This is a genomic window from Devosia aquimaris (assembly GCF_020169335.1).
In the GTDB taxonomy this organism is placed as follows: domain Bacteria; phylum Pseudomonadota; class Alphaproteobacteria; order Rhizobiales; family Devosiaceae; genus Devosia; species Devosia aquimaris.
This window is the reverse complement of record NZ_JAIEZN010000001.1, coordinates 177,372-189,651: the sequence shown is the minus strand read 5'-3', so window position 1 is coordinate 189,651 and position 12,280 is coordinate 177,372. Positions and strand designations below refer to the sequence as shown.

15 protein-coding genes and 1 riboswitch are annotated in these 12,280 nt (G+C 66.3%); of the genes, 7 read left to right on the top strand and 8 right to left on the bottom strand.

Annotated elements, in window-relative coordinates:
- Window positions 1-6: 6 nt before the first annotated feature.
- The 4 genes from cobW to K1177_RS00920 all read right to left on the bottom strand — a co-directional run bounded on the left by cobW (window position 7) and on the right by K1177_RS00920 (window position 2,934).
- Window positions 7-1,065: a cobalamin biosynthesis protein CobW gene (cobW, locus tag K1177_RS00935; protein ID WP_224701350.1), complete on the bottom strand. Its 1,059-nt coding sequence runs from the start codon at window positions 1,063-1,065 to the stop codon at window positions 7-9.
- A complete protein-coding gene (locus K1177_RS00930) occupies window positions 1,062-1,808 on the bottom strand; it encodes a CbtA family protein (RefSeq protein ID WP_224701348.1) in 747 nt (248 codons plus the stop codon). Before K1177_RS00930 ends, cobW begins: the two co-directional genes overlap by 4 nt.
- A gap of 22 nt (window positions 1,809-1,830) precedes the next feature.
- On the bottom strand, window positions 1,831-2,019 hold the full coding sequence (locus K1177_RS00925) for a CbtB domain-containing protein (protein WP_224701346.1): 189 nt from the start codon (window positions 2,017-2,019) through the stop codon (window positions 1,831-1,833).
- A 38-nt stretch (window positions 2,020-2,057) separates the two neighbouring features.
- Window positions 2,058-2,269, bottom strand: a riboswitch (cobalamin riboswitch).
- A 47-nt stretch (window positions 2,270-2,316) separates the two neighbouring features.
- Entirely contained in the window at window positions 2,317-2,934 is a 618-nt protein-coding gene (locus tag K1177_RS00920; protein ID WP_224701344.1) for a hypothetical protein, read from the bottom strand.
- Between the two features lie 190 nt (window positions 2,935-3,124).
- On the opposite strand from K1177_RS00920, the gene K1177_RS00915 reads away from it, so the two are divergent.
- Window positions 3,125-3,379: a DUF2164 domain-containing protein gene (locus K1177_RS00915; protein ID WP_224701342.1), complete on the top strand. Its 255-nt coding sequence runs from the start codon at window positions 3,125-3,127 to the stop codon at window positions 3,377-3,379.
- Window positions 3,380-3,482: 103 nt separating this feature from the next.
- Window positions 3,483-3,839: a DMT family protein gene (locus K1177_RS00910; RefSeq protein ID WP_224701340.1), complete on the top strand. Its 357-nt coding sequence runs from the start codon at window positions 3,483-3,485 to the stop codon at window positions 3,837-3,839.
- A 1-nt stretch (window position 3,840) separates the two neighbouring features.
- On the opposite strand, the gene K1177_RS00905 is transcribed toward K1177_RS00910, so the two are convergent.
- The gene (locus K1177_RS00905) at window positions 3,841-5,049 is read right to left on the bottom strand and encodes a GTP-binding protein (RefSeq protein WP_224701338.1); all 1,209 of its coding nucleotides are present in this window, start codon (window positions 5,047-5,049) and stop codon (window positions 3,841-3,843) included.
- Window positions 5,050-5,211: 162 nt separating this feature from the next.
- Here K1177_RS00905 and K1177_RS00900 point away from each other — a divergent pair, with 162 nt between their 5' ends.
- From K1177_RS00900 to K1177_RS00880, 5 genes are read left to right on the top strand one after another with little or no spacing between them, the layout of a single operon-like run.
- The gene (locus K1177_RS00900) at window positions 5,212-5,364 is read left to right on the top strand and encodes a hypothetical protein (protein WP_224701336.1); all 153 of its coding nucleotides are present in this window, start codon (window positions 5,212-5,214) and stop codon (window positions 5,362-5,364) included.
- Window positions 5,361-6,149, top strand: a complete 789-nt coding sequence (aztA, locus tag K1177_RS00895) for a zinc ABC transporter ATP-binding protein AztA (RefSeq protein ID WP_224701334.1) — start codon at window positions 5,361-5,363, stop codon at window positions 6,147-6,149. Before K1177_RS00900 ends, aztA begins: the two co-directional genes overlap by 4 nt.
- Window positions 6,149-7,021: a zinc ABC transporter permease AztB gene (gene aztB, locus K1177_RS00890; protein ID WP_224701332.1), complete on the top strand. Its 873-nt coding sequence runs from the start codon at window positions 6,149-6,151 to the stop codon at window positions 7,019-7,021. Before aztA ends, aztB begins: the two co-directional genes overlap by 1 nt.
- Before the next feature lie 49 nt (window positions 7,022-7,070).
- Entirely contained in the window at window positions 7,071-8,063 is a 993-nt protein-coding gene (locus tag K1177_RS00885; RefSeq protein ID WP_224701330.1) for a metal ABC transporter substrate-binding protein, read from the top strand.
- 13 nt (window positions 8,064-8,076) lie between these two features.
- Window positions 8,077-8,511 carry a Fur family transcriptional regulator gene (locus K1177_RS00880; protein WP_224701328.1) on the top strand — a complete coding sequence of 145 codons (435 nt, stop codon included), beginning with the start codon at window positions 8,077-8,079 and terminating at the stop codon, window positions 8,509-8,511.
- Between the two features lie 363 nt (window positions 8,512-8,874).
- Here the strand turns inward: K1177_RS00880 and rsmD are convergent, their stop codons facing one another.
- The 3 genes from rsmD to K1177_RS00865 form a co-directional block, all read right to left on the bottom strand.
- Window positions 8,875-9,441 carry a 16S rRNA (guanine(966)-N(2))-methyltransferase RsmD gene (gene rsmD, locus K1177_RS00875; protein ID WP_224701326.1) on the bottom strand — a complete coding sequence of 189 codons (567 nt, stop codon included), beginning with the start codon at window positions 9,439-9,441 and terminating at the stop codon, window positions 8,875-8,877.
- A gap of 112 nt (window positions 9,442-9,553) precedes the next feature.
- A complete protein-coding gene (locus tag K1177_RS00870; protein WP_224701324.1) occupies window positions 9,554-11,443 on the bottom strand; it encodes a pseudouridine synthase in 1,890 nt (629 codons plus the stop codon).
- 102 nt (window positions 11,444-11,545) lie between these two features.
- Window positions 11,546-12,256, bottom strand: coding sequence for a hypothetical protein (locus tag K1177_RS00865; RefSeq protein ID WP_224701322.1), 711 nt, complete (start codon window positions 12,254-12,256; stop codon window positions 11,546-11,548).
- Window positions 12,257-12,280 lie beyond the last annotated feature (24 nt).

Below are 12,280 nucleotides of genomic sequence, written 5' to 3'. Positions count from 1 at the left end.
CCGCCTCTAGGCCGCCTTGGCCTCAGCCTGTTGCAGGCTGGCGGTGATCGCCTCACGGTCGAGCGGGCTCTCCCCGATTACCACCAGCGCGGTTTCGCGGACCTCGCCGGCCTGCCAGGGGCGGTCGAAATAGGCCGTGACGCGCGGACCCACGGCCTGGATGGCGAGGCGCGCTGCGGCACCCGGCACGGCGGCAAAGCCCTTGAGCCGCAGCACGTCGTGGTCCCGAATGGTCCGCTCGATGGTCGCCAGCAGCTCATCCTTGCCAGTGATGGTTGGCAGGCGCAGCGAGAAGCTGTCGAAGTCGTCGTGCTCGTGGGTTTCCCCGCCATGCTCCAGCTCGTGGTGGCTGGGGCGGTTGGCGATATCATCCTCCGAGGACATGCCCAGGCCGAGTAGCGCGGCGATATCGACATGACCATTGGCCGCCCGCACAATGCCGACGCCCGGGCGGAGCTCGGCGCGGATGTTCTTCTCAACGATGTCGAGCATGGCGGCATCGACCAGATCGGTCTTGTTGATGATCACCATGTCGGCGGCCGACAGTTGATCCTCGAACAATTCGCCCAGCGGCGTCTCGTGGTCGAGCATCTCGTCCTTGCGGCGCTGCGCATCGACGGCGGCTTCGTCGCTGGCAAAGCGGCCTTCGGCCAGTGCCGCGGCGTCAGCCACCGTCACCACGCCGTCAATGGTCACCTGCGCCTTGATCTCGGGCCAGTTGAAGGCGCGGATCAGGGGCTGCGGCAGCGCCAGACCGGAGGTCTCGATGACGATGTGATCGAACTTGTCCGGCCGGGCCAGCAGCGCCTGCATGGTGGGGATGAATTCATCGGCCACCGTGCAGCAGATGCAGCCATTAGAGAGCTCGACCATATCCTCTTCGCGGCAGGTCTCGTCGCCGCAGCCGGCGAGGATGTCCTTGTCGACGCCTAGATCGCCGAACTCGTTGATGATCAGGGCGATGCGCTTGCCCTTGGGGGCATGGGCCAGCATGTGGCGTACCAGCGTGGTCTTGCCTGCGCCCAGAAAGCCGGTGATGACGGTGGTGGGGATCTTGGTGGTCATGCGGTGGCTCCGGCGGGCTGGGCGAGACTGCGGTGGGCAAGGACGTCATTGACCTTGCCAAAGATGGTGCCGAGCAGCAGCCAGAACACCATGGACGCGCCCAGGGTGACGGCGGCGAATTCGGTGGCCAGATGGGCCGGCACGGCGCTGGCCTCATCGGGCGCCGCTGGCGCGCCCACGATATGGGGCACCAGCACCAGAGCGGCGGCGACAGCAAAGGCCCAGCCGGCGCGGGTCTTGGCGAGCAGCAGGCAGGCGCCGGCGGTCGAGAGCGCGGTCGCGCCCCACCAGAGCTGGCGCGCGGCGAGATCGCCTGCCGGCATGCCCGGCAGTTCGGGCGGCAGGCCAAAGGCCGGCGCCAGCGAGAAGGCGAGATAGCCCGCCAGTCCCCAGACAAAGCCATTGGCAAAGGTGATCGGGATATTGGCAAACATCGAGACGGCGCCGATCACCAGCGCAAAGCCGGCAGCGGCCAGCATGGTGGCCAGTGTGGTGTAGGCCGTGCGCTCAAAGCCATCGGCGGGGGCCCATTGCGCGGCGTCGCCATGGTCGTGGGCAGCCGGGGTTGCCTCGGCATGGGCATGGTCAGCCGGTGCGGCGTCGTCGTGGCTGTGCCCGGCCTCGCCCTCAAAGGTCTCGGCATGCAGGATCAGCGGCACGACGCGGAACTGCTGGATGGTTGCGGCCACCAGGCCAGCACAAAACGCTGCGACCAGCGCAGCAAAGAACAGATTGCGGATCATTTCTTGTCTCTCGTCGCCCGCCTTAGTGGCAGGGGAAGCCCATGGCGTGGCGCGTGTCGTGCGCACCATTGTGCAGGCGGAAGTCGCCGGCAAAGCCGGTGCCCACCAGAAGCGTCAGGCCCAGCATCAGGGCCAGCGATCCAGCGATCAGACGCTGCGAGAGAGAAAGGGAAAGACCGGAATTGGAAACGGTCGTCGTTGCGGTATTCATGCTGCACCCTCCGTGCGCGGAATAGACAATGGGCTCTGCGCCCGGCTCATGCAACGGCAGGTCTCCTGGCTCGCGGTGATGACCACCTCGCCCGCCTTCCCGGCTTTCGCCAGTGGCTCATGGGCAATGTGCACCGCTTACAGTTGCGGGGGCAGCCACGGTTTTGGCCCCTGATGGGTAATCCGCACCGTGTTCCCTTTTGATCCCCTAGCCGCTGTGGGCGCGGGGAACCGTTACAGCTTTGACATCTACGCGCTGGGCGGGTTGGGGTCAATCCATCGGCAGGAGTTGGACGGCTCAGTCGTCGCCCTCGGGGCCCGGATAGCTGATGCTGACCATGGTGACGCGGGTGTCGAGCTTGGCCAGCAGCGGGTCGGTGGAGGGGATGATCACCTCGCCCGAGACCGGGCCAAGGTCGATGTCGCCAAAGTCCTTGTCGGCCGGGCTGAAGCGCAGCGAGAGGTAGCAATCACTGTCGTTGGAGGCCAGGGTGCCGCTCTCGAACATGGCATAGCCGCCATAGTCCCACCAGAAGCCGCCGATGGTGTAGGGCTGGCCATTGATCGCGGCGATCTCGTCCACCGTCATGCCGATCTCAACGCCATGCGGACCTTCCATGCCGGGCGGCAGGTCGACATAGCTTAGGCCTTCCAGCTTCTCCTCGTCCCACCAACCAAATTGCAGCGTCCTGGCGGGATCGTTGGGAAACACCGTCGTGGCCAGCATGGTGGTGCCTTCGGGTCCCGGCACCTCGCCCGTCACCACATTGTCCGCCCCAAAAGTGGTCTTGAGCAGCGCTTCGGAGCTGTCGGCGCCAAAGGGGCCAGAGCAGGAAAATCCTTGCGCATCCATGGCCAGGGCCGGACCGGCCAAAAGCGCTGAGCAGAGGGCAATCACGGATGCACGGGCGAGCATGGTCGGGGTCCATCAATGGCGGCGGATGGCGCGAAATCTGGCACCAAACGCCCCACCCGGCAAGCGGGCTCGCGCGGCCCCGCCGCGCCTTCTCCGGCACATTGGCGTGAGCACTTTGGCGCTTGGCAGGCGGCACCGGCGCGCGACTCGGCTAAGGCTGGCGCAACAGCCATTCGAGCCGGAGCCAACCATGAAGCCGATCAAGTTCAGCCGCGAGGAAACCAAGGCCATTGTCGGGGAAATCCAGGACTATTTCCGCGAGGAACTGGATCAGGACATCGGCGCCATTCCCGCCGAAATGCTGATGCTGTTCTTCGCCGACAAGATGGGCGCCTATTACTACAACCGCGGCGTCTATGACGCGCAGGGCGTGATCCGCGAGCGCATCGAGAACCTCACCGACGAATTGTTCGCGCTCGAGCAGCCGACCAAGCATCTGCGCTGACGCGGGTTTGTGAAGCGGCCATGCCGGATTGGGGCTTCCAGCGCTGCAATCGCCTCGCTAGAAAGCGCGACCGGCGTGGTGCCGGTTTGCGCAGGAGGAAGCCTTGGGCTTCAATTTCGCCAGCCTGGCCCCCATCGGGCTGCTGCTTGCATCCAATATCTTCATGACCTTTGCCTGGTATGGGCACCTGAAGTGGCCGTCCTCGGCGCTGTGGGCCGCCGTGCTGATCAGCTGGGGCATTGCCTTTTTCGAATACTGGCTGGCGGTGCCCGCCAACCGCATCGGGGAAGCGGTCTATAGCCCGTCCGAACTCAAGACCATTCAGGAGGTCATATCCCTCTCGGTCTTTGCGGTGTTCACCGTGTTCTATTTCGGCGAGAAGCTGACACTGAACCATGGCGTCGGCTTCGGGCTGATCGCGCTGGGCGCCTTCTTCATCTTCAAGGGTCCGATCAAATAGCTCACCAGGCCGGGAACGGGTCCGGCAGGCTGGTCCAGGCCTCGGGCGTGAAGCCCTTGGCCGGCACCAGACACGCGTCGAGCGCGCGGTAGATCGCGGTCTCGTCCATGGGGCCGGTGCCGATGAAGACGATCTCCTGCCGCCGGTCGCCCCAGGTGCGGTCGAGATAGGGTTCCATGCTGGCCTGCCACTCATCATTGTCCGGCCAGCGCTGACGCGGCACCGATGCCCACCAGATGCCGCGCCGCTGCGTGCGCACCAGCGCGCCGGCGAGGCTGAATTCCCCGACATGATGCGGGCGCGTCGCCAGCCAGAAAAAGCCCTTGGCGCGGATGACGCCGGGCAGTGACGTCTCGATGAAGCGCTGCAGCAGCAGCGGGTTGAACGGCCGCCGCGCGCGATAGACAAAGCTGCGCACGCCATATTCGAGCGTCTCGGGCACATGGTCCTTGAAGCCATTGAGCTCCTTGAACCACAGCGGATTGGCCTCGGCCGCCTCGAGGCTGAACAGGCCCGTATCGAGCACATCGCCGAGATCGACCTGGCTGAAATCGGTCTCGATGATCTTGGCAACCGGGTTGAGCGCCTTGAGGATCGTGCGCGCGGCCCTGAGATCATCGCCGCTGGCCGTCGAGACCTTGTTGAGCACGATGACATCAGCAAATTCGATCTGGTCGACCAAGAGGTCCACCAGCGCCCGCTCATCCCCCTCCCCGGCCACCTGGCCGCGGTCGGCCAGGAAATCGGTCGAGGCATAGTCCTTGAGCAGATTGGCGCAGTCGACCACGGTCACCATAGTGTCGAGCCGTGTGATGTCGGAGAGCGAGACGCCGCGCTCGTCGCGGAAGTCGAAGGTCGTGGCCACCGGCAGCGGCTCGGAAATGCCGCTCGATTCAATCAGCAGATAGTCGAACCGCCCCTCCCCGGCCAGGCGCGTCACCTCGGCCAGCAGATCGTCGCGCAGCGTGCAGCAGATGCAGCCATTGCTCATCTCCACCAGAGTTTCCTCGGTGCGGCTGAGATTGGCGCCGCCATCGCGCACCAGTGCGGCGTCGATATTGACCTCGCTCATGTCGTTGACGATCACGGCGACCTTGAGCCCCTCGCGATTGTTCAGGATGTGGTTGAGCAGCGTGGTCTTGCCAGCGCCCAGAAAGCCGGAGAGCACGGTCACGGGGAGCTTGGGTTTGGCGGTGTTTGCGGCAGTCATGGCGGGTTCGCAATCGGCAGGTGGACAATGCGCGATTTGTTATGTTATTACATATCGCATTGCAAGCCACTGAACGGTCGAGCTCTGCGTTGACAGCCAAAACGTTATTACGTTACATGCGCCTCCCCAATCCGGCCGACCTCCAGCAGGACCGCACCCCCTATGCTCGAACCGCGCACGCCGCCCCGCCCACAGCAAGCCTTTCGCGTCAGCCGCACCGACCTGGCCCAGGCCAGCGCCTGGTCGCGGCTCTTGCTGATCGCACCGGTTCTGGCGCTGGTGTGGCTCGTGCTCATTGTGCTGGTGCAGGCATGAGCGCCATTGTCATCGACGATCTGACGCTGGGCTATGAGGGCCACCCAGCTGTTCACCACCTCAACGGCAGCTTTGCCCGTGGCTCGCTGACGGCGGTGATGGGCCCCAATGGCTCGGGCAAGTCGACCCTGCTCAAGGGCATCATGGGTGCGCTCAAGCCGCTGGGCGGCAAGGTGGTGCTGGATGGCTTCGGTCAGCGCGACATTGCCTATCTGCCCCAGATCGCCGAGATCGACCGCAGCTTTCCCGCCGTGGTGGCAGATCTCTTGGCCCTGGGCTTCTGGAAGCGCCGCGGCGCCTTCTCGGCCATTCGCGGCGTCGACCACAGGGAGATGGAGGCCGCGCTCGCCCGCGTCGGCCTTTCCGGCTTTGAGCGCCGCACCATCGATACGCTCTCGGGCGGCCAGTTGCAGCGGGCCCTGTTTGCCCGCGTGCTGGTGCAGGATGCCCCGGTGATCCTGCTCGACGAGCCCTTTGCCGCCATTGACGAGCGCACTGTCGCCGATCTCACCGATCTCATCACCCATTGGCATGGCGAAGGCCGCACGGTGATCGCCGTACTGCATGATGCCGAGCTGGTGCAGGCCAGTTTCCCGCAGACGCTGTTGCTGGCACGCGAACCCATCGCCTGGGGCGCCACCGCCACCGCGCTCACCGCCGACAATCTGCGCCGTGCCCGCCAGATGGTCGAGGCCTGGGACGATCAGGCACCCTGGCATGACCACGACAGCGATCATAGTCATGGTCACCACCATCATCCCGCCGGCTCGGGAGGGGCACACTGATGAACCTCTATGATCTCTTCCTCGCGCCGTTCATGCAGTTCGGCTTCATGACGCGCGCCCTCGCCGGCGCGGTGATCCTGTCGCTGAGCGCCGGGCCGGTGGGCGTCTTCCTCATGCTGCGCCGCATGAGCCTGACCGGCGATGCCATGGCGCACGCCATTCTTCCGGGCGCGGCTGCGGGGTTCCTCGTCTCGGGCCTCGCCATCCTGCCCATGACGCTGGGCGGCTTTGCTGCGGGCCTTGTGGTCGCCGTGCTCTCGGGCCTCGTCTCCCGCTTCACCATCCAGCGCGAAGACAATTCGCTGGCCGCCTTCTATCTCATCTCCCTGGCGCTGGGCGTCATGCTGGTGAGTCTGAAAGGCTCCAATGTCGATCTGATGCACGTGCTGTTCGGCACGGTGCTGGCGCTCAACAATGATGCGCTGATCATGATCGGCGCCATTGTCACCGTCTCCCTGGTGGCCCTGGCCCTGTTGTGGCGGCCGCTGGTGGCCGAATGCCTTGATCCCACCTTCCTGCGCAGCGTCAGCGGCGCCGGCCAGCCGGTGCATCTGCTGTTCCTCGCATTGGTGGTCATCAATCTCGTCGGCGGCTTCCAGGCGCTGGGCACGCTGCTGGCCGTTGGCCTGATGATGCTGCCGGCGGCGGCGGCTCGCTTCTGGGTCCGCAGTCTTGAGGCCATGTGTGCGCTGGCCATCGCCATCTCGGTGGTGTCGAGCTATCTGGGGCTCCTGGTCTCCTATCATCTCAGCGTCGCCTCCGGCCCGGCCATCATCCTGGTCGCCGGCGCGATCTATGTGCTGTCCATGCTGTTCGGCAGTCGCGGGCTTGTCTCCAGCAATCTGCGGCCACGCCGACACCGCGTCGCCTGACGTTCTACCCGGGCGCCTCCTCGCCCAAATCTGTTGAAAGGCCTATGACATGATCCGTTCCAAGCTCCTGATTGCGGCCCTGATGGGCACCGTGCTGGCCCTGCCGGCCAGTGCCGCCGAGATCAAGGCTGTCGCCAGCTTCTCCATCCTGGGCGACATCGTCTCCCACGTCGGCGGCGACCGGGTCGAGGTCACCACGATCGTCGGTCCCAATGCCGATACCCATGTCTACGAGCCCAAGCCGGCCGATGCGCAGGCGCTGAGCCAGTCGCAGGTGTTTTTCATCAATGGCCTGGGCTTTGAGGGCTGGCTCGATCGCCTGGTGGAAGCCACCGGCTTCACCGGCCCCGTCGTGGTGGCCAGCGCCGGCATAGCCACCCACACCATGGCCGATGACGGGCATGGCCATGGCGAAGCCGAGGGTGAGGATCATGCCCATGATGCTGCCGCAGAGACCGAGGCCGGGCATGACGACCACGCCCATGCCGAAGAGAGCGGCGAGATCACCGATCCGCACGCCTGGCAGAGCCTGAAGAACGGGCTGATCTATGTGCAGAACATTGCTGACGGCCTCTGTAAGGCCGATCCCGATGGCTGCGCCACCTACCAGGCCAATGCCAAGGCCTATTCGGCCGAGATCAGCGCACTGGACGCCGAGGTCGTGGCCGCCGTCGACAGCGTGCCGCAGGCGCAGCGCAAGGTCATCACCACGCACGACGCCTTCGGCTATTTCGGCGAGGCCTATGGCGTGCAGTTCCTGGCGCCCGAGGGCATTTCCACCGACAGCGAGGCCTCGGCCGCCGATGTCGGCAGGCTGATCGAGCAGATCCGTGCCGATGGGGTCAAGGCGCTGTTCATCGAGAACATGAGCGATGGCCGGCTGGTCGAGCAGATCGCCCGCGAGACCGGCGTCACCATCGGCGGCGAACTTTATGCCGATGCGCTGTCCACACCCGATGAGGGGGCCTCGACCTATCTGGACATGTTCCGGCACAATGTCGATCTGCTCGTCCCGGCCATGGCCGGCACGCCGGCACAGTAAGGAGACCGCAGCAATGGCGCATTCGCATGACGACCACGCCGGCCATGATCACGTCTGGGCTGCGGATCTGACGCGCAACCAGGCATTGGTGCTGGGCGCGCTGGCGCATGCGGATACGCCGCTGTCGGCCTATCAACTACTCGACCAGCTGCGCGCCGAAGGCTTGCGGGCACCACTGCAAGTCTATCGCGCGCTGGAAAAACTGGTCGAGCGCGGCCTCGCCCATCGCCTTGAATCGCTCAATGCCTTTGTCGCCTGTGCCGACGAGCATTGCCACCGCACCGGGCTGATCGCCTTTGCCATCTGCAGCACCTGCGGCAAGGTCGACGAATTCGCCGATACCATCATCGAAGACCGCCTCGGCGCCTGGTCAGAGGGGCAGGGTTTTACCGTCGAACGCACCACCATGGAAATCCGCGGCACCTGCGGCAGCTGCGCCGCCAGCTAAGCAGCAAGACAACCTGGATTCTCGGCTCCTGTGCCTCCCTCCCCCTTGAGGGGAGGGACCGAGGGAGGGGGTCCTTCAGTGACCCACAGAACCCCACCTCTCCCCTGAGGGGAGAGGTCGCCGCATAGCGGCGGGTGAGGGGTTCAGCCTCTCGGCGCGAGGAAACTGGCCCGCGTCAGAATGCGCCTGACACGAGACTATCGCCTCCTCCGTCAAGGACGCTCTCGGCTCCTGTGCCTCCCTCCCCCTTGAGGGGAGGGACCGAGGGAGGGGGTCCATCAGTGGTCCACAGAGCCACCCGCCCCTGCCCTACCCGAGTGGCGAAGGGGCGATCGAACCACGTCAATCTGGATTTGCATCGATCTAGGCCTGCGCCTCAGCCAGGCTCAGGAAATGCACCGCTGCAGCCCCATACTCGCGGCGATCATCCAGCACAAAACCCTCGGGGATGGCCACTTCGGCCTCAACGCTTTCCTCGAACACGATGACCGCATCATCGGCCAGCCAGCCATTGGCCAGCAGGCCCGCCAGCGCCTTTTCACCCAGGCCCTGGCCATAGGGCGGATCAAGGAACACCAGGTCGAACTTGCCGAAGGTGCCAGGCACGCCCAGCTCGGTGGCGTCGCGGCGCAGCAGCTTGGTGATGCCGCCGACGCCAAAGGCCTCGATGTGATCGCGCACCAGCCCGCGCGCCTCGGCGCCAATGTCAACGAACGTGGCGTGTGCGGCGCCGCGCGACAGGGCCTCAAAGCCCAGTGCGCCCGTACCGGCGAAGAGATCGAGCACCCGCAGCCCGTCGAACACCGGCCCCAGCCGCGAGGCCAGGATGTTGAACATGGATTCCCGCACGCGATCCGCCGTCGGGCGAATGGAATCGTCCGAGGGGGAGATCAGCTGCTTGCCGCGGAACTTGCCGGCCACGATACGCATGGGGGGAACCTTTCAGTAGCCCTCATGGTGAGCTTGTCGAACCACGAGGGCGTGACGCAATGGTGCCACGACCTCGTCCTTCGACAGGCTCAGGATGAGGTCTGTTGAGAACTCAGGCCTTGGGCCGACGCGGACCCGCGCCCGGGCGACCGGCGCCACCGGACGGACGACCACCACCCGAAGGGCGCCCTGCCCCACCGGGACGACCGCCGGCAGCCGGGCGGCCACCGGGCTTGCCATAGCCACCCGGCTTGGGCCCGCGCTGGGGCGCGGCGCCATCGCGCTTGGGCATGGGCTTGCCATCGGCGCGGGTGCGCGGCTTGCCATAGGTCTTGGCTTCCGAGCCCAGATGGTCACGACCGGGGCGGTCGGCGCGGTCCGGACGGGCCGGGCGATCCGAATAGGCCGGACGGTCGCCGCGCGGCTTGTCGGCAAAGTTGCGGCCCGGGCGCTTGGCTTCGCCCTTGAAGGCTGCGCCAGCGCTGCGTTCGCTCTCGGGACGCGTGCGCGGCTCGAAGCTGCGGGCGGGACGATCCCCCGCCGGGGCATCGCCACGGCGCGGACCGCGCGGCGTGCCGGTGAATTCGCGGTCACGCGGCGGACGGGCACCGCCCTCGGGCCGCGTGCGCGGCTCAAAGCCCCGCGACGGGCGTTCGCTGCGCTCGGCAAAGGGACGTGCACCAGCCGGGCGACCCGCACCGGGGCGGTCGGCGAAGCTGCGGGCCGGACGATCACCATCCTCGCGGCGCGGGCCGCGCGGCTTGTCGCCAAAGGCCGGACGATCGCCATAGGGCTTCTTGTCCCCATAGGGTTTCTTGTCGCCGTAAGGCTTCTTGCCCCCGGCGGCGGGGCGCGGCGCCTTCTTGCCATAGCTGCTGGCCGGCTGGTCGTCCGGGTCGCGCCAGGCCGGGCCCTTGCCCAGGTTCTTCTTGACGAACTGCTCGGGCGCGCGACCGTCCTCGTCGAAATGGATGTGGCGCGGCGGCGGCGCATCCTCTTCGTCCCGCGGATCAACGCGCTTGCCCATCGGCTTGCGGCTGTCGAAACGGCCAGGACGATCCTGGCGCGGGCGCTCGGCGCGGCGCTCTTCCTCGGTCTGCTCGGCGCCATCGGTGAAGCGGAAGCGCTGGCGGGCGATCTCGACGGTATTGGTGCCGCGGCCGGTCAGGCGGTCGCGCGTCGGCTTGCCTTCGAGCGCATTGGCCTCGGGCATTTCGCTGTCGAAATCGACATCGGCGGCGTCGGCCAGCTTCTTGCCGAGCTGGTCACGCAGCATCTTGGCCTTGATGGTCTCGATGCCGCCCACCGGAATATCGCCGAGCTGGAACGGGCCATAGCTGACGCGGATCAGGCGGTTGACCTCCAGGCCCAGCGCGCCCAGCACGTTCTTGACCTCGCGGTTCTTGCCTTCGCGCAGCGCCAGCACCAGCCAGACATTGGCGCCCTGCTCGCGCTCGAGCGTGGCTTCGATGGAACCATATTTGATGCCGTCGATCTCGATGCCGTCCTTGAGCTTGTCGAGCGCCGCCTGGGTCACCGTGCCATGGGCGCGCACGCGATAGCGGCGCAGCCAGCCGGTGGCGGGCAGTTCGAGCACGCGCTTGAGGCCGCCGTCATTGGTCAGCAGCAGCAGGCCTTCGGTATTGATGTCGAGCCGGCCAACCGTCACCACGCGCGGCAGGCCATGGGTTTCGAGATGCTCGAAAATGGTCGGGCGCCCCTCGGGGTCCTTCTCGGTGACCACCAGGCCGGCGGGCTTGTGGTAGAGCCACACGCGGGTGCCCTGGCGGGCGGCCAGCGGCACGCCATCGACCATGATCTTGTCGCGATCGGTGACGTTGAAGGCCGGGGTCAGCACCTTCTTGCCATTGACCACCACGCGGCCGGCGGTGATCCACACTTCGGCGTCGCGCCGGGAGCAGAGCCCGGAGCGGGCGATGACCTTGGCGAGACGGTCGCCGGTGTCGGGTTTGGCGGGGGAGGCGTCGTTCAGTTCGCGCATTTGGCGTGCCTTGATGTCATGCGGGACCCATGTGGGCGGCGCAGAAAGGAGAAAGCGGCCGGATCATCCGGCCGCTTGAAGGTTTGAGGAACCGATCGGAGATCAGTTGCCGCTGTTGGTCGTCTCGGCCTTGGTCAGCGACATGCCATTGCTCATCGCCGAGCCGCTGACGGAATTGGCCTGGCGCGCCAGCGCCTTGCGCACATCCTCGGGGCACTGGGGATCGCGGATCGACACCAGGGCACCATTGGGCGCAGCGCAAACCAGGTCGGCATCGCCGACGCGGGTGAAATATTCGTCCGGCGGCAGGTAGAGCGGGCGATCCCCGGTCTTGACCCGCACATCGGCATTGGCGTTGCGCAGGCGCGCCATCAGCATATTGGTTTCGGATTCGGTCAGCGGGCGGCCCGAGATCGAGCGCAGGTCCACCACCTTGGCGTTGCGCAGGCGGGCAAGGTCGGCCTCGGTCAGATTGCTGGTGTCGATCTGGACATTGTCGCTGTCCTTGGGCAGCTGGGCCGCCGCGACCTCGGTGGTCGGCGCCGGCAGCGCCTGGCCGGCCTTGGGCAGGGCAAGCGGCGCGCGCGCCTGGGTGAGTTCGGGCTTGGGCTCTTCGCCGGGGATCAGGCCGACGCCGCGCGCAGTGGTGTTCATCACCTCGCGCTCGAAGGTGCCGGGGTCGGTCAGGGCATTGGTGCCCTCCACCGTGGTGCAGGCGCCCAGCGCCAGGGCCAGCACGAGACCAAGCGAGGCCAAACCGGCCCGGGAGGCCGCCCGAAGAGCAGCATTCTGCCCGGTCAATCCATTACGCATGCAAGGTCCTTCAACATGTCGGAG